The sequence below is a fragment of the Saccharothrix sp. NPDC042600 genome (genome assembly GCF_040647305.1).
Lineage (GTDB): Bacteria > Actinomycetota > Actinomycetes > Mycobacteriales > Pseudonocardiaceae > Actinosynnema > Actinosynnema mutabilis.
On the sequence record NZ_JBEZBW010000029.1, the window covers coordinates 1 to 22,772 of the forward strand.

Annotated in this window: 18 protein-coding genes; 8 read left to right on the forward strand and 10 right to left on the reverse strand. The window is 73.1% G+C overall.

The window, feature by feature from the left end; genetic code table 11:
* Positions 1–295 precede the first annotated feature (295 nt).
* Entirely contained in the window at positions 296–3,781 is a 3,486-nt protein-coding gene (locus AB0A74_RS19435; RefSeq protein ID WP_358251197.1) for a UvrD-helicase domain-containing protein, read from the forward strand.
* Here the strand turns inward: AB0A74_RS19435 and AB0A74_RS19440 are convergent.
* Together AB0A74_RS19440 and AB0A74_RS19445 are read right to left on the reverse strand one after the other, a co-directional pair.
* Positions 3,778–4,314 (reverse strand): hypothetical protein, encoded by a 537-nt coding sequence (locus AB0A74_RS19440; RefSeq protein WP_343932413.1) that lies wholly within the window; start codon positions 4,312–4,314, stop codon positions 3,778–3,780. The genes AB0A74_RS19435 and AB0A74_RS19440 overlap by 4 nt on opposite strands.
* 78 nt (positions 4,315–4,392) lie before the next feature.
* Positions 4,393–4,773, reverse strand: coding sequence for a hypothetical protein (locus tag AB0A74_RS19445; RefSeq protein ID WP_358251199.1), 381 nt, complete (start codon positions 4,771–4,773; stop codon positions 4,393–4,395).
* 59 nt (positions 4,774–4,832) lie between these two features.
* Between AB0A74_RS19445 and AB0A74_RS19450 the strand changes: the two genes are divergently transcribed.
* Both AB0A74_RS19450 and AB0A74_RS19455 read left to right on the forward strand, forming a co-directional pair.
* Positions 4,833–6,245, forward strand: coding sequence for a M20/M25/M40 family metallo-hydrolase (locus AB0A74_RS19450; protein ID WP_358251200.1), 1,413 nt, complete (start codon positions 4,833–4,835; stop codon positions 6,243–6,245).
* Positions 6,242–7,309, forward strand: coding sequence for an NAD-binding protein (locus AB0A74_RS19455; RefSeq protein WP_358251201.1), 1,068 nt, complete (start codon positions 6,242–6,244; stop codon positions 7,307–7,309). Before AB0A74_RS19450 ends, AB0A74_RS19455 begins: the two co-directional genes overlap by 4 nt.
* Here AB0A74_RS19455 and AB0A74_RS19460 read toward each other — a convergent pair.
* The 6 genes from AB0A74_RS19460 to AB0A74_RS19485 form a co-directional block, all read right to left on the reverse strand.
* Positions 7,278–8,138, reverse strand: a complete 861-nt coding sequence (locus AB0A74_RS19460; protein ID WP_358251203.1) for a hypothetical protein — start codon at positions 8,136–8,138, stop codon at positions 7,278–7,280. The two genes, AB0A74_RS19455 and AB0A74_RS19460, sit on opposite strands and share 32 nt — an antisense overlap.
* An 83-nt stretch (positions 8,139–8,221) precedes the next feature.
* Positions 8,222–8,890, reverse strand: coding sequence for a response regulator transcription factor (locus AB0A74_RS19465; protein ID WP_358251205.1), 669 nt, complete (start codon positions 8,888–8,890; stop codon positions 8,222–8,224).
* 97 nt (positions 8,891–8,987) lie between these two features.
* On the reverse strand, positions 8,988–10,946 hold the full coding sequence (locus AB0A74_RS19470) for a sensor histidine kinase (protein ID WP_358251207.1): 1,959 nt from the start codon (positions 10,944–10,946) through the stop codon (positions 8,988–8,990).
* A 34-nt stretch (positions 10,947–10,980) separates the two neighbouring features.
* Positions 10,981–11,376, reverse strand: a complete 396-nt coding sequence (locus AB0A74_RS19475) for a hypothetical protein (protein ID WP_358251208.1) — start codon at positions 11,374–11,376, stop codon at positions 10,981–10,983.
* 230 nt (positions 11,377–11,606) lie between these two features.
* Entirely contained in the window at positions 11,607–13,421 is a 1,815-nt protein-coding gene (locus AB0A74_RS19480; protein ID WP_358251210.1) for a HAMP domain-containing sensor histidine kinase, read from the reverse strand.
* Positions 13,418–14,095: a response regulator transcription factor gene (locus AB0A74_RS19485; protein WP_358251212.1), complete on the reverse strand. Its 678-nt coding sequence runs from the start codon at positions 14,093–14,095 to the stop codon at positions 13,418–13,420. The genes AB0A74_RS19480 and AB0A74_RS19485 overlap by 4 nt, the downstream gene beginning before the upstream one ends.
* 299 nt (positions 14,096–14,394) lie before the next feature.
* Between AB0A74_RS19485 and AB0A74_RS19490 the strand changes: the two genes are divergently transcribed.
* Positions 14,395–14,841, forward strand: coding sequence for a hypothetical protein (locus tag AB0A74_RS19490; RefSeq protein ID WP_358251214.1), 447 nt, complete (start codon positions 14,395–14,397; stop codon positions 14,839–14,841).
* Here the strand turns inward: AB0A74_RS19490 and AB0A74_RS19495 are convergent.
* Together AB0A74_RS19495 and AB0A74_RS19500 are read right to left on the reverse strand one after the other, a co-directional pair.
* Positions 14,811–15,677, reverse strand: a complete 867-nt coding sequence (locus AB0A74_RS19495; RefSeq protein WP_358251216.1) for a neutral zinc metallopeptidase — start codon at positions 15,675–15,677, stop codon at positions 14,811–14,813. The genes AB0A74_RS19490 and AB0A74_RS19495 overlap by 31 nt on opposite strands.
* A gap of 48 nt (positions 15,678–15,725) precedes the next feature.
* Positions 15,726–16,577: a neutral zinc metallopeptidase gene (locus AB0A74_RS19500; RefSeq protein WP_358251217.1), complete on the reverse strand. Its 852-nt coding sequence runs from the start codon at positions 16,575–16,577 to the stop codon at positions 15,726–15,728.
* A 555-nt stretch (positions 16,578–17,132) separates the two neighbouring features.
* On the opposite strand from AB0A74_RS19500, the gene AB0A74_RS19505 reads away from it, so the two are divergent.
* The 4 genes from AB0A74_RS19505 to nudC all read left to right on the forward strand — a co-directional run bounded on the left by AB0A74_RS19505 (position 17,133) and on the right by nudC (position 22,611).
* Entirely contained in the window at positions 17,133–18,770 is a 1,638-nt protein-coding gene (locus AB0A74_RS19505) for a DUF2207 domain-containing protein (protein ID WP_358251218.1), read from the forward strand.
* A gap of 201 nt (positions 18,771–18,971) precedes the next feature.
* Positions 18,972–20,282, forward strand: coding sequence for a pitrilysin family protein (locus tag AB0A74_RS19510; protein ID WP_343932399.1), 1,311 nt, complete (start codon positions 18,972–18,974; stop codon positions 20,280–20,282).
* Complete coding sequence (locus tag AB0A74_RS19515; RefSeq protein WP_358251220.1) at positions 20,279–21,667, forward strand: pitrilysin family protein; 1,389 nt, start codon at positions 20,279–20,281, stop codon at positions 21,665–21,667. The genes AB0A74_RS19510 and AB0A74_RS19515 overlap by 4 nt, the downstream gene beginning before the upstream one ends.
* Positions 21,664–22,611 (forward strand): NAD(+) diphosphatase, encoded by a 948-nt coding sequence (gene nudC, locus AB0A74_RS19520; protein ID WP_358251222.1) that lies wholly within the window; start codon positions 21,664–21,666, stop codon positions 22,609–22,611. Before AB0A74_RS19515 ends, nudC begins: the two co-directional genes overlap by 4 nt.
* The last annotated feature ends 161 nt before the right edge of the window (positions 22,612–22,772 follow it).

Genomic DNA, 22,772 nt, shown 5'->3' on the forward strand with positions numbered 1-22,772 from the left:
CCCGCCCCCGCCAGGCTCCGCATCGTCCCGCCCGGCCTTACCGCCCAGCGCTCCGCTCGCCCCGCTCCCCGCGCCCCGCGCGCCCCGCGCCTCGCCGTGCCCGCCCCGCGCCTCGCGCCCTCCCGACCGCGTCCCGCGCCCTGGCGCGGCCCGAAATCGTCGGTACCCCGTGAGATGATCGACTCGGGGGCCGGAGGCCGCGGACACGCGTAACCGACATCACCCCACCCACCCCGCCACCCCCACTACTGCGGGTCGCCGAAGATTCGTCCGGCCGGAGTCGGAGAATGCAGGGGTGGCGGCACCAGGTGAGCAGCGGGCGGACGGGCGGGTACAGCTCGCCAGCCCGTTCGAGGTCGCCGAAGCGCTCGGCCTGCCCAAGCCCACCCCCGAGCAGGCCGCCGTCATCGCCGCCCCCACCGCCCCCGCCCTGGTCGTCGCGGGCGCGGGCGCCGGCAAGACCGAGACCATGGCCGCCCGCGTCGTCTACCTCGTCGCCAACGGCTTCGTCACCCCCGACCGCGTCCTCGGCCTCACCTTCACCCGCAAGGCCGCCCGCCAGCTCTCCGACCGCGTCCGCGCCCGCCTCCGCCGCCTCGGCGGCTCCCCCCTCCTCGACCGCCTCGACCCCAGCGGCGAGCGCCGGGCCGCCGTCCTCACCGCCGAACCGGTCATCCTCACCTACCACGCCTACGCCGGCCGCCTGGTCGGCGAGCACGGCCTGCGCCTGCCCGTCGAACCCGGCGTCCGCCTGCTCACCGAGACCGCCTCCTGGCAGCTCGCCCACCGGGTCGTCTCCACCTGGGCCGAGGACATCGACACCGACAAGGTCCCGCCCACCGTCACCGGCTACCTGCTCGCCCTCGCCGGCGAACTCGGCGAACACCTCGTCGAGCCGCAGGCCCTCCGCGCGCACGCCGAGAAGTTCACCGCGATCATCGAGAACGCCCCGAAGACCGCCCGCCAGCGCGACGGCCTGCCCGAGAAGCTCAAGGACGTCGTCAACGCCCAACGCCTGCGCGTCAACCTCCTCCCGCTCCTGGACGCCTACCAGGCCCGCAAGCGCCGGGAAGCCGCGATGGACTTCGCCGACCAGATGTCCCTCGCCGCCCGCCTCGCCGACCAGTACCCGGAGGTCGCGCAGGGCGAGCGCGAGCGCTACGGCGCGGTCCTCCTGGACGAGTACCAGGACACCGGTCACGCCCAGCGCGTCCTGCTGCGCGCCCTCTTCGGCCGGGACGAACCCATGGCCGTCACCTCCGTCGGCGACCCCGCGCAGGCGATCTACGGCTGGCGCGGCGCGTCCGCGGCGAACCTGCCCCGGTTCGTCCAGGACTTCCCGCCCGCCCGCAAGTACGGCCTGCTCACCAGCTTCCGCAACCCGCCGGAAGTCCTCGCCCTGGCCAACGCCGTCTCCGCGCCGCTGCGCGCCTCCGGCCTCGACGTGGACGAGCTGCGCGCCCGCCCCGGCGCGGGACCCGGGGACGTCCGCATCGCCCTGTTCGACACCGTCCGCGCCGAGCTGGACTGGATGGCCGACACGGTCGCCGCCCAGTGGGAGGCGCACCTGGACGAGAGCGACGAGCCGCCCACCGCCGCCGTCCTGGTCCGCCGCCGCGCCGACATGGCCCCGATCGCCGCCGCCCTGCGCGACCGCGGCCTGCCGGTCGAGGTCGTCGGCCTCGGCGGCCTGCTGGACGAACCCGAGGTCCGCGACCTGGTCAGCGCCCTGCGCGTGCTGGTCGACCCGCTCGCCGGCACGGCCGCCGCCCGCCTGCTCACCGGGTCGCGCTGGCGGGTCGCCGCCAAGGACCTCGCCGCGCTCTGGTCACGCGCCCGCGACCTCGCCGGGTCCCCCAGCCGCCAGTCCGTCGTGGACGACCCGCTCGCCGTCCTCGCCGACGCCCTGCCCGGTGAGCACGCCGAACAGGCCGGCCTCGCCGACGCGCTGGACGACCCCGGCGACCCCACCACCTACTCCGCCGAGGGCTACCGCCGCATCCGCAGGCTGGGCGCGGAGCTGTCGGCGCTGCGCCGCCGCCTGGACCAGCCGCTGCCCGAACTCGTCGCCGACGTCGAACGCACCCTCCTGCTCGACATCGAGGCGATGGCCCGGCCCGGCGGCGTCGGCCGCGCCCACCTCGACGCGTTCGCCGACGTCGTCTCGGACTTCGCGGCGGCCAGCCCGTCCGCGACGCTGCCCGCCCTGCTGGACTACCTCTACACCGCCGAGCACGCCGAGGACGGCCTGGAACCCGGCGAGGTCGAGGTCGCCGCGAACCGCGTGCAGGTGCTGACCATGCACTCCGCCAAGGGCCTGGAGTGGCACATCGTCGCCCTGCCGCACGTGGTCAAGGACGTCTTCCCCGGCCGCAAGAAGTCGTCGTGCTGGCTCAAGGCCGTCGCGGAGCTGCCCGCCGAGCTGCGCGGCGACGCCCAGGACCTGCCGACGCTGCGCATCCCGCCCGGCGCGAACCGCAAGGAGGTCGAGGAGGCGCTCGACCGGCACGCCGACGACTTCGAGGACCGCCGCCTGGTCGAGGAGCGCCGCCTGCTCTACGTGGCGCTGACCCGCGCCGAGCACAGCCTGCTGGTGTCCGGCCACTGGTGGGCCGAGACGGGCGACAAGCCCAAGGGGCCGTCGGCGTTCCTGGTCGAGCTGCGCGAGGCCGTGCTGGCCGCCGACCACCCGCCCGCCGACATCGCCCACTGGTCCCCGCCGCCCGCCGAGGACGAGCCGAACCCGCTCGCGTCCGAGGTCAAGAGCTCCCGCTGGCCCGCCGACCCGCTGGGCAAGCGCCGCGAAGCCGTGGCCGAGGGCGCGCGGATGGTGTTGGACGCCCTCGAACGGCACCTCGCCGAGCAGGCCCCCGAGCAGACCGAACTGCCGCTGGTCCTGGCGCCGGAAGAACCCCTGCCGCCCGAACCGGACGACTACGACCTCCCGCCCGAACCGGACGACTACGACGAACCACCCGAGCCCGAAGACCTCGACGAACCCGAGCTGCCCGACCCCGAAGCGGACGACCCCGAAGCGGACGACCCCGAAACGGACGACGCCGAAGCGGACGACCCAGAAGCGGACGACCCCGTAGCGGACGACACCGACCCGGAGGGTTGGGCGCGCGACGTGGACGTGCTGCTCGCCGAACGTGCCGCCGCCGCGGACCGGCGCGAACGGGTCGTGCTGCCCGACCACCTGTCGGTCAGCCAGCTGGTCGAACTGGCCGCCGACCCGGACCTGCTCGCCCGCCGCCTGCGCCGCCCGCTGCCGTTCCCACCCAACCCGATGGCCCGCCGCGGCACGGCCTTCCACACCTGGCTGGAACAGCGGTTCGGCGCGAGCCGCCTGCTCGACCTGGACGAGCTGCCCGGCGCGGCCGACGAGGGCGCCGCGCCCGACACCGAGCTGAAGCGCCTCCAGGAGGCGTTCCTGGCCAGCGCGTGGGCCGAGCGCACCCCGTACGACGTCGAGGTGCCGTTCGAGGCCGAGATCGACGGGCTGTCCGTGCGCGGCCGGATGGACGCCGTGTTCGCCGACCCCGACGGCGGCTGGACCGTCGTGGACTGGAAGACCGGCGCGGTGCCCGACGAGGAGCGCCTGCCCGCGCTGTCCGTGCAGCTCGCCGCCTACCGGCTGGCGTGGGCGGCGTTGAAGAAGACGCCGGTGGAGAAGGTGCGGGCCGCGTTCCACTACGTGCGGCACGACCACACCCTGCGCCCGGCGGACCTGCTCGACGCGGACGGCCTGCGCGACCTGATCCGCGAGGTGCCCGTCTAGCTGTTGACCCGAGCGTGCGCGGGCACTTCCTTGAGCACCCGGTCGTAGAGGACCTCCAGCAGCCACCGCCCGAACAGCGACGGCCCGAACTCGGTCGACCGGTCCTCCGGCGGCACCAGCAGCTCCGCCGCGCCCGCCTCGTCCACCGCGACGACGCCGATGCCGTAGTAGTCCAGCTCGATCAGCGGCCACGACTGCGACCCCTGCGGCGCGGGCAGCACCACCGAGCACGGCGCGAGGGTCATCAACGTCCCGCACGACTGCAGCGCGCGGTCCACCGTCGACTCACCCACCAGGACGCCGACCAGCTCCACCGCGGGCACCGGCAGCCGGTCGTGCGCGGCCGGCTCGAACCAGGACCGGAACCACGACGGGTCCGCCTGGGGCGGCCAGCCGTTCGCGGTGCGCCACTCGTGCACGTCGGCACGGACCCGCACGACCGCCGACACCTGGTGTCCCAGCACGGCGACGTCGGGTACGACGATGCCGCGCCAACCGAGTGCCGACGCGGCAGGGTGGAGGAGCGGTTGCACTCGGGCATCCTAGGGCTGGTTGCGGTTTCAATGACAGTCCTCGGGCGCTCAGGGTGTCGAACCCGACGCCGAGAGTGATCAGGACGCGTCGCGGCGCACCCGCAACGCCCAGAGGACGAGCGGGACCTGCAGCGGCAGCCGTCCGTACGCGATCGCCCGCGCCTTGGGCGACTTCGTCCGGTAGTCGTAAGCCATCTTCACGTTGGCCGGGAACACCGCGGCGAAGAAGCCCGCCGCGAGCAGCCCGCCCAGCCGCCGCGTGCGCGGGGCCGCGACCGCCGCCGCCAGCGCCACCTCCGCGACACCGGACGCGTAAGTCCAGGTCCGGGGCTTGCCGGGCAGCGAACGCGGCACGATCGCGTCGTAGGGCTTCGGCTTGGCGAAGTGCGTGACCCCCGCGGCGCCGAGGAGCGCGGCCAGGGCGAGGGCCGACCGCGAACGGGAACGAGTGGGTTCCATGCCGCCCACCCTGTCATGCCTCCCGCCCGCCGGCCCGCCCAGGGTTATCCTCCCGCACCGTGAGCGGTGATCCCGAAAATCCGGAACATCCCGAGCGCGCGGCGGTGGCCGCGCTCGCCGAGGACTTCCTCGCGGACCTGCGCGAGTGGGTCACGATCCCGTCGATCGGCGCGGACCCGGCGCACCACGGCGACGTGGGCAGATCCGCGCACTGGCTCGCCGACACCCTGCGCCGCGACGGCTGGCCCGACGTGCGCGTGTGGGACACCGGCCCGGCGCTGCCGGCCGTGTACGCCTGCCGGCCGGCCGCCGACCCGGACGCGCCGACGGTCCTGGTCTACGGCCACCACGACGTGCAGCCGGTGGACCCGGTCGAGCAGTGGGAGCACCCGCCGTTCGAGGCGACCGTGGTCGGCGAGGAGCTGTTCGGGCGCGGGGCCAGCGACGACAAGGGCCAGGTCGCGATGCACCTGCTCGGCGTCAAGGCGCACCTCGCGGCCCTCGGCGCGGACCACCCGTCGGTGACGCTGAAGCTGTTCGTCGAGGGCGAGGAGGAATCCGGCTCGCCCAACCTGCTGCGCCTGCTCGACGACCACCGCGCGGAACTTGAGTGCGACCTGATCGTGTTCAGCGACACCCCGATCTACGCGCGCGACGCGCCCACCATCTGCACCGGCCAACGCGGCGTGTACGGGGCGGAGGTCGTCATCACCGGCGGCGCGTCCGACGTGCACTCCGGCCGCGCCGGCGGCAGCGTGCCCAACCCGGCGACCGCCGCCGCCCGGCTCGTCGCCGCCCTGCACGACGACAAGGGCCGGGTGGCGCTGCGCGACTTCTACGCCGACGTCGTCGAACCCACCGACGCCGAACGCGCCGACTACGCCGCCCTGCCGTTCGACGAGGACGTGTGGCTCGCCAACTCCGGCGGCGCGCGGGCCCTGGCCGGCGAGGACGGCTGGTCCACCCTCGAACGGGTGTGGGTCCGCCCGACCGCCGAGGTCAACGGCATCCACAGCGGCTACGGCGGACCCGGCCTGAAGACGATCGTGCCCGCCGAGGCGCGGATCAAGCTGTCCTTCCGGCTCGTCCCGGACCAGGACCCGGAACGGGTCGCGGCGGCGCTGCGCGAGTTCGTCGCCGAGCACACCCCCGCCGGCCTGCACGCCCGGGTCCTGCCCGCCGGCGACGGCGCGCCGCCCTACGCCGTCGACGTCACCCACCCGGCGGTCGGCGCGCTGCGCGAAGCGGTCGAGGCCGCGTTCGACCAGCCCGTCCGGTACAGCCGGACCGGCGGCAGCGGCCCCGCGGCGCTGCTGCACCAGCGGATCGGCGTGCCGGTCGTGTACCTCGGGGCGACCTTGCCGGATGATCGGATCCACGCGCCCAACGAGCGCGTCGTCGTGCCCCAGTTGCTCCGGGGCGCGGAGGCCGCGGCCCGCCTGTGGCGGCTGCTCCCGGAGAGGCTGTCATGATCCGCCGGTTCCACGCGAGCCAGCCGCTGGCTGAACGACCCGGCCACTCGCTCGTCGGCGTGATCAGGATGCCCGACGTCGTCCAGAGCCCGGCGCGGGCGATCGTGAAGCGGGTGGTCGGGGCGATGACGGCCCTGCTCGCCGCCGTGCTCATCGTCTACCTCGACCGCGACGGCTACCGCGACGTCAACGAGGACGGCCTGTCCTTCCTCGACGCCTTCTACTACGCCACCGTGTCGCTCTCGACCACCGGCTACGGCGACATCACGCCCGCCAGCTCGTCCGCGCGCCTGGTGAACGTCCTGGTCATCACCCCGCTGCGGGTGCTGTTCCTGATCGTGCTGGTCGGCACGACCCTCGAAGTGCTCACGGAACGCTCGCGGCAGGCGCTGCGCATCCAGAAGTGGAGGACCAAGGTGCGCGACCACGTCGTCGTCATCGGCTACGGGACGAAGGGCCGCTCAGCGGTCAGCGCCCTGCTCGGTGACGGCATCGAGCCCGGGTCGATCGTCGTCGTCGACACGACCCAGGAGGCCTTGGACGCGGCGTCGGCCATCGGCCTGGTGACCGTCCACGGCACCGGCACCAGCAACGATGTGCTGCGCGTCGCCGGCGTCCCCCGCGCCCGGGCGGTGGTCGTGGCGGCGAATCGCGACGACACGGCCGTCCTGGTCACCCTGACCGCCCGCGAACTGGCTCCGAAGGCCCAGATCGTGGCGTCGGTGCGGGAACGCGAGAACGAGCACCTGCTGCGCCAGTCGGGCGCCGACTCGGTGGTGGTGTCCAGCGAGACGGCCGGCCGTCTCCTGGGCATGGCCACCGCGACCCCGTCCGTGGTGGACATGGTGGAGGACCTGCTCACCCCGGACGCGGGCCTCTCGATCGCCGAACGCGACGTGGAACCGTCCGAGATCGGCGGCTCCCCCCGCCACCTGCCGGACATAGTGCTGGGCGTGGTCCGCGCCGGCACCCTCTACCGCGTGGACGCCCCGGAAGCGGACGCGGTGGAAGCCGGCGACCGCCTCCTGTACGTCAAGAAGGTGACCCCACCGAAGGAAACGTGACCACGCCGCCCGGGGCCGCCCCCACCCCGTCGGCCCCGGGACCCCCACCACCCGCGAACGCGGCCCCGTCACCCACGAAGGCCGCCCCGCCACCCGCGAACGCAGCTCCGCCACCCGCGAAGGCCGCCCCGCCACCCAGCCACACGTCCCCGACAACTCCCCACTCCCCGTCACCCACGGCACTGTCGGTCCCCCGTGAGACGATCGACTCGGGGGCCGGAGGCCGCGGCAGCGGCGACCCACCCGGCTCGTGCAACCACCCCGACCAGCACGAACCACCCACCTCCACGGCCACCGCCCGCCGGAACTCCCGCGACGTGATGCCCGCGTACCCGTGCCGCACCACCGACCGGTGCACGTCGTCGCTCACCACGAGCACCAGCGGCGCGGCCGTCTCCCGCAGCGCCCGCTTCACCTCCGGCGCGTCGAGCAGCCGGAACGCCACGTCGAGCGTCTCGCCGAACGTCCCGTGCCGGTCGTGCGCGATCTCGCCCGCGTGCAGCACCGCCCGCAGCCGCACCGCGTCCTCCGGCCGCCGCCGGTTGTGCGCGTCGAGCAACCGCCGCACGGCCGGCACGACCCACCCCAGCAGCACCGTCTTCGGCGCGTGGTCGATCGGGTGCACCAGCACGAGCACGCCGTCACCCCGGTGGACCACCGCGTCGCAGTCCCGCTCGCCGATGCCGCACGCCCGCAGCGCGGTCGTGACGACCTGGAACACCTGTTCCCGCAGAAACGCTTTCCCACGATTGTTCCGCCCGGTGGAACCCTCGACGTCGAAGGCCAGCACCGTGCGGTACACCGGGTGCCGCAGCGGCAAATCAGTCACGCCGGGAACGGTCCACCTCCCGCCGTCCCGGGGACAAGACCCCGTTTTCCCGGGAATCCGGGAATGCCCCTCCCGGGAACGGCTCAGCTTTCCGGCCCGAATCCCGCGTCCCGGGCGATCGCGACCGCCTCGGCCCGGTCCCGCGCCCCGAGTTTGACCCGGATGTCGCTGATGCGGTTGTCCACGGTCTTCGGCTGGAGCCCCAGTTCGCGCGCTATCTGCCGGTTGGACAGCCCGTCGGCGAGCAGCGCCGCCATCTCCTGCTCGCGGTTGGTCAGCCGGTACCTGCGCGCCCCGTTCGGCGCCTGCGGCACCCGCCGCACGAGTGTGTCCAACATGGACGCCTCGATGACCGCCTTGCCCGCGACCGCGAGCCGCACGTGCTGCACCAGGTCCGAAGATTCGTCACTTTTCCGCAGGTAGCTGCGGGCGCCGGCGCGCAACGCGGCCAGCACCGGCTCGTCGTCCTCGTCCATCGTGAGCACGACGACCACGGCGTCCGGCCACTGGTCGCGGATCTCCCGGATCACCTCGGCCCCGCACGAGGTCACCGCGTCACCCTCCCGGCGCGGCATCCGCAGGTCCATCACGATCGCCGCCGGTTTGTGCTCCAACGCCTTTCGCACCGCGTCTTCGCCGTTCCGGCATTCGTCGACGACGCTGAATCCGGACATGGCGAGCAGTGCGCGCAGACCCATTAGCGACGTGGGGTGGTCATCGACGATCAAAACCGGAAGCGCCTCTTCGGCCACGATGCACTCCTAGCCCGCCGATCAGGTGTCGGTACCGCCAGCGTACTCCCGGGCCGTTCGGCGACCGGACCGGCGGGCCGACCCGAATCATTCGCGATCAATGCGGTTGCACCGGGAGCCGGGCCACGATTCGGGTACCCGGAGAAGCCGGTTCGACGGTGAATGTGCCGCCGATTTCCGTGCAGCGCTCGCGCATCGTGGCCAGCCCGCCGGACAGCGCCTGGTCGGGCCGGACGCCCCGCCCGTCGTCGGTGACCACCAGTTCCAGCTCCGGCGTCCGGGAGATCCGGATCCGGCACGACGACGCGTGCGCGTGCCGCGCGACGTTGTTCAACGCCTCGCTGACGATCCAGTAGACGGTCAGCTCGACCCGGTCGGGCAGCCCGTCCACGCCGGGGTCCGCGACCACCTCGACGTCGAACTCGCGGGTGAACCGCTCGGCCTGCCGCCGCACCGCCTCGACGAGCCCGTGGTCGAGGTCGCGCGGCCGGGCGCTGCGCACCACCGCCCGCACCTCCGACTGCAGCGCGTCCAGCCGGTCGAGCACCTGCGAGAGCCGGCCGCTCAACGGCGAACCGCGGTCCACCTCCTGCAACGCCGCTTTCACCAGCAGCCGGATGCCGAACACGCTCGGCCCGATCGCGTCGTGCAGGTCCCGGATGATCCGCTTCAGGTCCTCCTTGCGCTCCTGCTCGAAGTGCTCGTCGGCCTGTCTGAGCTGTCGCGCGAGGCGGGCGGACTCGGCGGCCGGCGCGGCCTGGCGGGCGACGTCGGCGAGCAGCTTGGTGTCCAGCCGGCTCAACCGCTCCTCCGGCGACCGGGCCTCGGCGACCAGCTCCCCGACCCGCCGCCCGCTCACCACCATCGGCAACCGGACCCGCGCCCGCCCCCGCGCCCGCCCGTGCCGCGCCACGACCTCGAAGTCGTCCCCGGTCTCCAGGTGGACCGCGACGTAGGGCAGCTTCAACGCCTCCGCCACCGACCGCGCGACGGTCTGGAACACGGCGTCGGGGTGCAGCGGGTGCTCCAGCCGCCGGCCCAGGTCCGACAGCACCCGGTACGGGTCGGCGCGGTTGCCGTAGAGCAGCCGGTTCAGCCCGCGCAGCAGGGCCCGGTGCAGCGGCGCGACCGCGAGGACGACGGCGACCGTGCCCACGACGTGCGCCGTGCCCGGCATGACCACCGCGGCGGCGGCCAGCACGGTGAGCACGTACCCGCCGATCAGCGACGACGCCAGCAGCCCGTACAGGAAGGTCCGGTGGATGACCAGGTCGATGTCGTACAGGCCGTAGCGCAGGATCGCGACCACCGCGGCGGCCGGGAACGCCGCCGCCATCGCGAGCCACGCCCCGTCCAGCGACGCCACCACCTCCAACACGAACGCCACGACCGCGACGACCCCGCCGACGATCGCGGCGCACAACAGCCGCCGTTCCGCGCCGGTGGCTCTCAGCGCCCGCACGACGAGCGACACGAGCCCGCCCACCAGCCCCACGACGAAGCAGAGGAACCCGACGACCGCCACGACCAACGGCACCCCGCGCCGCGCGGCCCCGTGCACCGCGTCCTGCCAGAAGGAGGCCGGAGCCGACCACGAGGCCCACCCGAACCCGACCGCCGGCAACACCACACCGGCGAACGCGAGCACGAGCGCCGGCCACCACCACCGCGACAGCGGACGCCCGTCGGGGAACAGCAGCAACACCACGGAAAGCAGCGAATAGCCGGGCCACCAGGACCAAGTCCCGACCCAGGCGGCGAACCAGACCCCGGGCCACGCCTCGGCCCCCACCGCCGCCGCGCACGACACACCGGTGGCGAGCATCGTCCATCCGACGGCGTTGCCCCGGGCGTGGGCGACCACCCGGACCCCGACCAACGTGAACACGACCGCGACGAACCAGTTCCGCGGGTGCGACGCGACGCCGTCCACCGCGACAGCCCGGACGACGGCGCCCACCACGAGCACCGCCGCCACCGCCGCGAGCAGCCGGGACACCGCGATCGCCGGATCAGGCCACGACCGACGCGCCGCCGCCGCACCACCGGAATACACTGCCGCCCCCTCTAGGGAAGTAACGGGTGTTTTCTCATTCCCCGTGGATCCAGTGCCAGAAGTTGTGGCAGGGCGACCCTTCATCGGCGACACCGGGCTCACCGCCGCCGTGTGCGCGAACCCGCAATTCGGCGTTCATCTCGGCCAGCGAGGGCAACCCGAGCGCCCCGTCGCCGTAGCGGTCGTGGAACCACTGGATGCCGAGCCAGACCCGGTCGAGGTCGACGGGGGAGCTGACGTGCGGCCCGTGGAAGTAGGGGTTGCGCGGACTGGCGCTGGCGGCGTACACCTCGAACGCGGGGTACCAAAGCCGCAGGTCACCGAGTCGCGGGTGCCAGTGCTCGGTGGTCTCGTGCGGGGCGCGTTCCGGAGTGCGGCGGTCGCGCGGGCGGGGTTGGTGCTGTCCTCGGTCTTCGGTGGGGGCGGACATCATCACATCCTCGGTGAACTCGGGGTGCCCGGTGGTGCAGCATTCCGGTCCCGACTTCCCGGAAACCAGAGGCCGACTTCCCGAAAAACCGGGAACAGGACACCCATTCCAGTGAAAGCGAGCCCAAGCCGCTCCGCACAATTGCGGCCCCTGGCGCTCACACCCCAAGAATCACCAAGACCGACGCCACCGACAAGGTCATATGACCCAAACCCAACAAGCCAAGCCCGTCAATCAGCCAACGGCAACCGCAACAAGAACACCGCTCCCACAACGCCACCGCCAGCCGAACTGACGTCATCCGCCGGCGTCGTGTCACCAGCCGCGCTCGCGTCACCCGCCGGCACCATGCCGCCGCCGGGGCTAGCGCCGCCGCCTTCCGCACTCACGCCGCCCGCCGCCCTCAGGCCGTCCGCCGGCGTCGCGCCACCCGCCGCACCCGCGCTGCCTACCTGTGTCTCGCTGCCCGGGCCCGCGCCCGCCGCACTGTCAGCGGCGAGCGCTCCACCGGGGCTTGCCGGCGCCGCACCGCTCACTGGGGTCGTGTCGTCCGGCGTTGCCGTGTTCGGAGCCGGGGTGGCGGGTGGCGCGCCGTCCAGCGTCGGCGTGGCTGGTGTCGGCGTGGCTGGTGTCGGCGTGGCTGGTGTCGGCGTCGGGGTGGCCGGCGTGGGCGCGGGCGGCGCGGGCGGCGTGGCCGGCGTGGGCGCGGGCGTGGTCGGCGTCGGGGTGGCTGGTGTGGGGGTGGTGGGCGTTGCGGTTGGCTGCTCCGTCGGGTCGGTGGGGTAGTGCGAGGTCGGGTGGGGTGGGATGGGGGTCGTCGGGGTTGTGCAGGAGAGTTCGCCGCCGTGGGCGCGTACGACGCCCCGGGCGATGGGCAGGCCCAGGCCCGAGCCGCCGGAGCGGCGGTCGCGGGCCTCGTCCAGGCGGACCAGGCGGTCGAAGATGCGTTCGCGGTCCTCCGGCGGCACGCCCGGGCCGTCGTCGGTGACCGTCAGCAGCGCGTAACTGCCGGCGGTCGAGACGTGCAGGCGCACGGTGCCCGACGGGCCCGTCGCCTGGCGGGCGTTGTCGGCCAGGTTCGCCAGCACCTGCGCCAACCGCTGCGGGTCGCCCCACACGTGGGCCGACGTGCCGGACGCGGCGATGTCGAAGTCCGGCGCGAGCAGCCTGGTGCGGCCCACCTCGGCCTCCGCCAGGGCGAGCAGGTCCACGCGCTCCCGGTGCAGCTCCAGGCCCGCCTCGATCCGCGCCAGCGCCAGCAGGTCGTCCACGAGCCGGCCGGCTCGGCGGGACTCCCGCACCAGCAACAGGTTCAGCCGCTCCCGGTCCTCGGCGCTGCCGGTCTGCATCATCGCCTCCGACACGGCCTGCACGCCCGCGATCGGCGTCCTCAGCTCGTGCGCGGCGTCCGCGACGAATCTCCTGGTCCGCTCCTCCGATCCCTCCAACGAGTCCAACATGTCGTCGAACGCGGCCGCCGTCCGGCCGAGTTCGTTGTCCGTCCGCGACGGGTTGAGCCGGTGCCCCCGGCCGCCGCTCGCGATCGACCGCGCCAGCGTGGTCATCGCGTCCAACGGGGCCAAGGCCCGCCGGACCACCCAGACCAGCGCCACCGCCGTCACCCCGAGCGCCGCGAACCCGACGAGCAGCAGCAACCGCCGCAGCCGGGCCTGCGCGTCGGTGATCACCGACGACTCGGCCCACAGGGTCAGCTTCGACCCGTCCGGCAGCTCCCGGCTGACCCTGTGCGCCACGTCCTCCGCGGGTGAGTGGCCGAACGCCGTGCCGTCCGGCATCACCACGTACGCCTGCACACCCCGGCCTTCCAGCCGGCTCACCAACTCCTGCCCGCGCATCCGCGGCTGCTTCGCGAACAGGACCTGCGCCGCGCGGTACTTGTCGGTCAACGCGGTCTGGACGTCCCGCCGGGACTGCGCGGCGAACGTTGCGTCCACCACCAGCACCAGGCCGACCAGCACGAGGCCCAGGACGGCGATCGCCGAGATGGTGACCCGGCGGCGCAGGGACACCGTCCGCAGGCTCACGTCTCGTCCGCCCTCAACACGTACCCCAGCCCCCGCACGGTGTGCAGCAGCCGCGGGCCGTGCTCCTCAAGCTTGCGGCGCAGCGCGCTCACGTGGACCTCGACCAGGTTCGGGTCGTAGTCCTCGTAGCCCCACACCGCCGTCAGGATCTGCGTCTTGCCGACCACCCGGCCCCGCTGGGCGGCCAGGTAGCGCAGCAACCGCAGTTCCGTCGCGGTCAGCTCCACCGGCACGTCGCCGCGCAGCACCACCGCCGAGTCCGCGTCCACCAGCAGGTCGCCGATCTGCACGGTCGACGGCGTCCGGCCCAGCCGCCGGAGCACCGCGCTGACCCGCGCGACCAGCTCCGCGAGCACGAACGGCTTCACCACGTAGTCGTCCGCACCGCGGTCCAGCCCGCGCAGCCGGTCCGCCACACCGTCGCGGGCCGTCAGCATGACCACGCCCGCCCCGCTGGTGCGCCGGATGACCTCCAGCAGCATGAACCCGTCCCGGCCCGGCAGCATCACGTCGAGCACCACCAGGTCCGGGCGGAACCGCGCCAGGTCGCCTTCCAGGTCCCGGCCGTCCGGACGGACCTGGACCTGGTAACCGGCCTCGCGCAGGGCCGAACTCACCGCGGCGCCGATGGCCTCGGCGTCTTCGATCACCAGCACCCTGGCTGCAGTCGACACCTCCTCATTCTGCGTGGTCGGCAACGGGGAACGGGTGGTGGACGTCGGGCACCGCCCACCTCTTCAGCCACCGCTCAGCTCCGCCGCGCCTCACGGCCCCCGCGCGCGACGGGAAGGACGTCTGGTCGGGCCGGGACGGGTCGGGCTCGGTCGGGGGACTGGATCGGGTTGGTTCTCCATGGATCCAGTTTCGAACTGGTGTTCGAATGCGTCAAGATCACTTTCGGGTGATCGTGGCCCGCTCGTCGCAGACCCGGGCCCCACGACAACCGGGCATCCCGTCTGCGACCATCCACGCTGTGGCGGTACGGCTGAGCCCAGTGCGCTGGGCGCTGGTCCTGCTGGTCCTGGGACTCGCGGGCATTGCGGCGGCGGTCGCGTTCTGGTGGCCGGCCGGCTCCGCCGCGACCGCGCACCGGACCTCCGCGACCGTCGTCACCCCGGCGCCCTGCGGCGGCGGCGACGCCTACGACCGCGTGGAGCTCAAGGTGGCCGACCAGACCCGCACCGCCCGCCTCGACGGCTGCGGCCACCAGCAGAACGAGGTCGTCGAGGTTGTGGTCCCCACCGACACCAGCGGCGACTTCACCGTGCAGGCGGCGACCAGCACCCCGGTCGGCATGCCGCTGGAAACCCGGCTGGCCGTCCTGCTCACCTGCCTCAGCGGCATGGCCGGCGGCCTCTACGCCCACCTCATCGGCGGACGGCACAGACCTCAGGCCACGGCCTCCGCCGAAGCCGTATAGGTGTTGCACGACGTCGTAGTGCCCGTGTCGAACCCGTAGGACGCCCACATGCCCTGGTTCTTGGGGCTCCCGTGCGCGTTCTTCTCCGCGGGCTCCTCCACGGCGTACTGGAAGTCGTCAGTGGCCTCTTGCGCCAAGTCCTCACCGATGGTCCCGGACACCGCCGTCAGGAACATCCCCGCGAAGCAGTTGGCCTGCAGCTCGATCCGGCGGGACATCTCCAGCCCGGCCGGCGTGTCCTCGCCGGCGTCGGCGATCTTGCTGTCCGCCGCCCGCAGCATCCCGCTCAACGCCTGCACGTGGTGCCCGTACTCGTGCGCCAGCGTCGCCAGGTGCATCCCAGGGCGCTCGCCACCGCCGTTGTCCCGCAGCCTGCTCGTAGGCATGTAGATGGTGCGGTTGCGACCGCAGTAATACGCCACGGCCTCGCTCTCAGCGGGCGCTGCGCCGCACGGACCCTCCTTGAGGTCCGGCGACGCGTCCAGCACGGGCGCCTCGAACGGCAGGTTCACCTGCGCCAACGCGGGCTTCCACGCCTCGTCCAAACACGCCACCCCGGCGGTGTAGTACGCCGACAGCTCAGCGTCGGACACCCCGAACTCGGGCAACGCGCAGCCCGTCGCCGTCAACTTCACGGGCGTGGTCAACAACGGGTGGTCGGCCAACCGGTGCACCGCGCGCGGACGTGGCGCCTCCGTCGTCGTAGGAGTCGACGGAGGCGTGTAAGGACCCGCGACCGCCCTACCGGGAATCTTGCGCGCGTTGTCCCACTGGGTCACCAGACCGAGACCGAGGACCGAAGACACGATCAACGCGAACACGCCGACGAGCACCATCGGGTTGTTTTTGGGCTCCTCAGGCGTGTGCACGGTCCTCCAGTCGGGTCAGCTCACATCCTCCGCGGTCGCGAGCCAAGTGTTGCACGCGCTCGTCTCGTTGTTTTTGAAGCCGTGGTTGACCCACGCGGCGTTCCGCTCCGGAGCGCCGTGGTCACGGTGCGGGTAGATCGGGTAGTCGCCCCGGTTGCCGGCGTCGCTCAGCGCCACGGAGATCACGTCGCCGGGCACCGCGCCGTGCGAGAGCGGGGCCAGCGTCATGCCGCCGAAGCAGGTCGCCTGGAGTTCCTTGCGCCGGTTGAGGTCGAGGCCCGCCGGGGTGTCCCAGCCGCCCTTGTCGTACTGCGCCTGGCCGGACGCGCGCAGGATGCCCGACAGCCACTGGACGTGGTGGCCGTACTCGTGCGCCAACTGCCCGAGGTACTTGCCCGGGTGGTTGGGGTTCGCCGCGCCCTGCTCGTTCGCGTAGTGGTTCGGCGTCCAATAGATGGTGCCTTCGCAGTACATAGCGGTCCGGTCAGGCCCCATGCCGCCGCACGGGTTGGTGATCTGCGAGGTCACCATGACCAGTTCCACCGGCTGGTACGGCAGGTTCGCCTTCTGGAAGGACGGCTTCCACATGGCCTCGATGCACGGCAGCGCCGCCCGTAGGAAGTTGTCCTGACCCGCCGGGGAGTAGTTCATGGCGGGCAGCGGACACCCGTCGATGTTGAACGCGCCCAGGCCCGCGCCGTGGATCGGGTTGTCGCCGAGCGCGATAACGGCTTTGGGGCCGGCCTTGGTGGTGCTTGTGGCCGTTGTCCGCGTTGTAGTGGTCGTTGTGGTGGTCGTTGTCGTCGTAGTGGTCGTCGGGTACGAGTACGTGTAGCTGGAGTAGCCCGAATACGCGGAGTCGTTCACACGTTTCGGTTTGGTGGTCGTGGCGATGATTCCGATGGCCGCGATACCCAGGACGACGACTCCGATGACCACGCCCGCCACAAGCGGTCCGTTGTTCTTCTTGCGCGGCAGCGGCGGATAAGGCTGACCGGGCGGCCCCCAACCCGGCTGCGGGCCCCAATTCGCGGGCGGCGGCTGCGGTGCGGCCATGGGCGGCGGCTGGGGCGGGCCCACCGGCGGCATTGCAGGCGGCGGGTACTGCTGCTGCTGGCCAGGGAACTGCTGACCGGGGAACTGCGGCTGGGGAGCGGGCTGCTGGGGAGCGGGCTGCTGGGCCGGCGGCCAAGGCTGCTGCATGGGCTGGTGCTGGCCGGGCTGCTGCTGACCGGGCTGCTGGGTCGGCCAGGGACGCGTGGGCTGGGGGTTCAGCGGAGCGGGCACGGGTGGTGGCCCAACCGGTCGTGGTGGCGGCCAGCCACCCGGCGGCGGTGGTTGCGTCATCGCTGGTGATCCCCCAAATCGCGGATGCCCGAATCAGCACAGAAGCATAGGGTGGCTCCGCTATTCTCCGCGGCCGTGTTGAAAAACTGGGGAGCGGCGATCTTGTGCGCCGCCGCGCTGTGCACGTTCGTCGGCACGGCGGCGGCGCAGCCGAGCAGTCCCGCGGGGCTGCCCGGCACGGTCGGCACCGACGTGCGCCTCAAGCTGGAGCGCGACGGCAGGTTGACCGTCACCGAGGTCGTCAGCGTCCCCGACGGCAAGAGCGCCAAACGCGTCGTGCCGCTGCGCATCGCGGTCGGAGACGACCGTGACCGCGTGTTCGACGTGACGGACGCCTCTGTAGAGGGCAACGGGTCGGCCACGGTCTCCGAAGGCGAACTGACCATCGCGCTGCAGTCCGGGACCTCCACCGTCAAGTACTCGGTCGTGGGCACCGTCGCGAAGATCGGCGACACGCTGGAATTGCGCTGGCAGCCCGCGAGCGGCTGGGACACCGCCCTGGACTCGGTGAAGGTCTCCGTCATCACGCCGGACGCCCCCAAATCGGTGAACTGCCTGGCCGGACCGCCCGGCACGGCCAAGCCGTGCACGTCCGCCGACCTCGGCGACGGCCGCGGCGTCCGCGCCACCGAAATCGGTCTTCCCGCAGGTGAGCGTATCGACGTGGCGGTCGGGCTGCAGGACGGTGCCGCGCCCGCCAACGCCCGCGTGGAGCAGACGTCGGGCCTGGCGGCGGCGTTCGCGCTGACCCCGGCGACGGCGATCGGCCTGGGCGGGCTGGTCGTGCTGCTGCTGGGCGGCCTGACCCTGCTGTGGTACCTCCGCGGCCGTGACGCCCGTGCGCTCGCCAGCGAGGTCGGACCGGTGAACGTGCTGGTCACCGACCCTTCGGGGCGGGTGGCGTTCGCATCGCCGGACGGCGTCCTGCCCGGTCAGGTCGGCACCGTGGTGGACGAGCACGTGGACGTCGTGGACGTGACCGCGACCGTCGTGGACCTCGCCGTGCGCAACTACGTGTGGATCGAGGAGGTCGGCGAGCGCGACTGGCGGTTCGTGCGCCGCAACGCCGCTGACTCCTCGCTGTCCGGTTACGAGCGAGCGGTGTACGAGGCGGTCCTGCCGGATGGTGTGGACTCCGTGCTGCTATCGGAGCTGCGTGGCCGGCGGATCGACCTGACGCGCGTGCGTGACGAGCTTTATGCGGACGTGGTGGCGCGTAACTGGTTCGTGCGGCGTCCGGACGCCGAGCGCAGCCTGTGGTGGTGGGCCGGGCTCGCCGTGGCGGCGCTGGGCGTCGTGGGCACTGTGGGGCTGGCGCTTGTCTCCGGACCCGCGCTGTTCGGCCTGGTGGTGGCCGTCGCGGGCGTCGGGCTCGCGTTGGGCGCGCGGTGGATGCCCGCGCGGACCAAGCGCGGTACGGCGTTGCTGGAGCACGTCCGCGGGTTGCGCGGGTACCTGCACACGGCTTCGCCCTCGGACATCCCCGAGCAGGACCGGGAGATGGTCTTCTCGCGGTCGTTGCCGTACGCGGTGGTGCTGGGCGAGACCGAGCGCTGGCTGACGACGTTCGCGGGCGGTCGGCCGGGGCTGTACTGGTTCGGGCAGGCCGACCAGTCGGCGGACCTCGGGCGGTTCGCGCAGCGGTTCCCGCACTTCGTCGGCGCGCTGGACGGGGTGCTGGCGCAGGCCGGGCACCTGCGCTCCCTGCGATGATCACCCGATCGTGATCTTGCGCTGAGTCGAACTCCTGTTCGACAATCGACACAGCCGGCCACTCGAACCGACGGGCATCGGGGCGGGTGGGCGGAGTGGTGTGGCGGGTGTCGGCCCAGTTCGCGCAGGGCTTGCGCCGGCCGGCGGTCCGGGCGGGCGACCTGCGGTCCTCGCGGGGGTGGAAACCCGTAGGCTGCGTCCATGGCGCTACCCGAACTGCACAGGTTCACGCTTCCCAACGGCCTGCGGGTGGTGCTCGCCCCAGACCCGAGCGCTCCGGTCGTCGGGGTGAGCGTGCACTACGACGTGGGATTCCGTTCGGAGCCCGAGGGCCGGACAGGGTTCGCGCACCTGTTCGAGCACCTGATGTTCCAGGGCAGCGAGAGCTTGGAGAAGCTCGCGCACTTCCGGCACGTGCAGTCCTCGGGCGGCACGTTCAACGGGTCCACGCACCCCGACTACACCGACTACTACCAGGTGCTGCCGTCCGCCGCGCTGGAGCGGGCGCTGTTCCTGGAGGCGGACCGCATGCGGGCGCCGAAGCTGACCGAGGAGAACCTGCGCAACCAGATCGACGTGGTGAAGGAGGAGATCCGGCTCAACGTGCTCAACCGGCCGTACGGCGGGTTCCCCTGGATCCTGCTGCCGCCGGTCCTGTTCCAGACGTTCCCCAACGCGCACAACGGCTACGGCGATTTCACGGACCTTGAAAACGCAACAGTGGATGATTGCGCCGCATTCTTCGACACCTATTACGCGCCGGGCAACGCGGTCCTGACCGTGGCGGGCGACTTCGCGCCCGAGGCGGCCCGCGCGCTGGTGGAGAAGCACTTCGGCGACGTGCCCGCACGGCCCGTGCCCGTGCGGCCGTCGTTCGCCGAGGCGCCGCCGAAGGGCGAGTTGCGGGCGGAGCACACGGACCAGCACGCCCCGATGCCGGCCATCGCGCTGGGCTACCGCATCCCGGACCCGGTGGCCGACGTCGAGGGGTACCTGACCTACCTGGTGCTCGCCGGCGTGCTCACCGACGGCGACGGCTCGCGGCTCCAGCAACGGCTGGTGCACCGGGACGCGATCGTGGTCGACGTCGGCGCCGGCTGCGGGCTGTTCGGCCCGCTGGAGGCGCGCGACCCGGACACGTTCAGCATCACCGCGATCCACGCGCCGGACGTCCCGTCCGAGCGGGTGATCGCGGCGGTGGACGAGGAGCTGTTGCGGGTGGCGGAGGAAGGACCTTCGGCGCAGGAACTGGCGAAGGTCACCGCGCGGTGGGTGTCCACCATGCACCGCGAGCACGACCGGTTGACCAGCCGCACCCTCGGCCTCGGCTCGGCGGAGCTGCTGTTCGGGCGGGCGGAGCTGCTGTACGAGCTGCCGGAGAAGCTGGCCGCCGTCACCACCGAGGACGTCGCCGCGGCGGCCAAGGCGCTGCGGGCGGACTCGCGGGCGGTCCTGCTGCTCAAGCCGGCGGGTCACGTGGAGAACGACGAGAACAACGGAGGTACCGAGTGAGCGCCCCGACGACGCACCGCAGCGCCGAGGAGATCGGCCGCACGGAGCGGGGGCCGCGTCCGCTGCCCGACCTGGGCGAGCAGCGGGCCGCCGCGGACCTGTCCTCGGTGGACGTCGAGCTGTCCAACGGGCTGCGGGTCATCGCGGTGCGCCGGTCGTCGGTGCCGCTGGTCGAGGTGCGGCTGCGCATCCCGTTCGCGGACCCGGCGGACTCCAGCGCCGGCTCCGCGCACGCCGCGCGGGCCGAGGTGCTGGCGAACACGATCCTGACCGGGACCGCGACGCGGAGCCGGGTGGACGTGGACACCGAGCTGGCGCTGGTCGGCGGCGAGCTGGACGCGGTGGTCGACCCGGAGCGGCTCGCGTTCTCCGGCAACTCGCTGGTGACCGGGCTCGACACGGTCCTCGACGTGCTGCGGGACGTGCTCACCGGCGCGACCTACCCGGCGGAGGAGGTCGAGCGGGAGCGGGCCCGGCTGGTGGAGCGCATCCGGCTCGCGCGGTCGCAGCCCAACGTGATCGCGCGGGAGGCGCTGCAGCGCCACCTGTACGGCGACCACCCGTTCGCCAAGGAGATGCCCGAGGCGGAAGAGGTCGCCGAGGTCGGGCGGGAGGACGTGCTCGCGCTGCACGCGCGGGCCGTGCTGCCGCGCGGGTCCGTGCTGGTGGTGGTCGGCGACGTCGAGCCGGACGCCGCCGTGCGGGCGGTCGAGGCCGCGCTGGGCTCGTGGGTGGGCGAGGGCAGCGCGGTGTCGCTGCGCCCGCTGCCGCCGGTCCAGGGCGGTGACGTGCTGTTCGTGCCGCGCGCGGGCGCGGTCCAGTCGCAGATCCGGCTCGCCGGGCGCGGCCTGGTGCGCACCGACCCGCGCTACCCGGCGCTGCAGATCGCGAACCTGGTCTACGGCGGGTTCTTCTCCTCGCGGCTGGTGGAGAACATCCGCGAGGACAAGGGCTACACCTACAGCGCCCGCTCGCACCCGGAGTTCACGCCGGGCGGGGCGACGCTGCTGGTGGACGCCGACACGGCGAGCGAGGTCACCGCGGCGGCGCTGCTGGAGACGCGGTACGAGCTGGGGCGGCTCGCGCTGGTCCCGCCGACGGAGTCCGAGGTGGACACGGCGCGGCGGTACGCCATCGGGTCGCTGCTGACCGCGACGTCGTCGCAGGGCGGGCTGGCGTCGTTCCTGGTCAACCTCGCCGGCCTCGGGCTGGACATCGAGTGGTTCACCGGGCACCCGGACCGGCTCGCGGCGGTCACCGTCGAGCAGGTCGCCGAGGTGGCGCTGGAGTTCTTCGCGCCCACCGCGTTCACCGGGGTCCTGGTGGGTGACGCCGAGCTGCTCGCGCCGCAGCTGCGCGCGCTGGGTGGTGTCACCCTGCCGTGAGCTTCGAGCTGGTGGAGCTGCCCGCCCTGTCGCGGTTCACCGTCGACCGGCGGGAACCGCTGCGCGGCGACACCGAGCGGATCGCCCAGCTGTGGCCGAAGGCCAGGGCCATCACCGTGGACACGCACGGGCGGACCCTGGTCGCGGACCACGGGACGCGGCTGGTCGACCGGCCCGCCACCGACTTCGGTGACGGGCCGCCCGACACCGCCGTCCTGCTCGGCGAGCAGGACGGCGTGGCCTGGTGGGCGGTGCCCACGGCGGACGAGACCGACGTGGCCGCGCCCGCCGGCCGGGCGTGGTTCGCGCCCGAGCTGACCGCCGAGCCGCAGTGGCTCGACCTGCGGGCGGTCGGCGCGTTGCTCGACGACACCGGCGCGGGCCTGTTCACCTCCGCGGTGGCCCTGTTCCACTGGCACCGGTCGGCGTCCTTCTGCGCGAAGTGCGGCGGGTCCACCGAGTCGGTGAAGTCGGGTTGGGCGCGGGTGTGCTCGCGGTGTGGCCGCGAGGAGTACCCGCGCACCGACGCGGCGGTGATCTGCCTGGTGCACGACGGCGCCGACCGGGTGCTGCTCGCGCGCGGCGAGGGCTGGCCGGCGGGCCGGTACTCCGTGCTGGCCGGGTTCGTCGAGGCCGGCGAGTCGCTGGAGGCGTGCGTGGCCCGGGAGATCGCCGAAGAGGTCGGCGTCGAGGTGACCGGCATCCGGTACCTCGGCAGCCAGCCGTGGCCGTTCCCGCGGTCGTTGATGGTCGGTTTTGAGGCGGTCGGCGACCCGGACGAGCCGCTGCGGCCGGCCGACGGGGAGATCGCGCAGGCGAAGTGGGTCACCCGGGCGGACGTGCGCCAGGCGCTGGCCGAGCCGGGCAGCGTGCCGGACCTGCTGTTGGCGCCGGGCGCGTCGATCGCGTACCGGATGATCCAGTCGTGGGCGGCGGCGGACTAGCCGTACCACCGGACCCGCGCTGAACAACCTCGACCGGAAGGCCCTCGGGGTGGTGTGGAGCGTTTCCACGCCACCGCCGAGAGGTCGCCGTGCGCCTCGCCGGGTCGTGTCGGGTCGGGTCGGGTCGATCGTGCCCGGCCCACGCGGCCCACGCGGCCCAC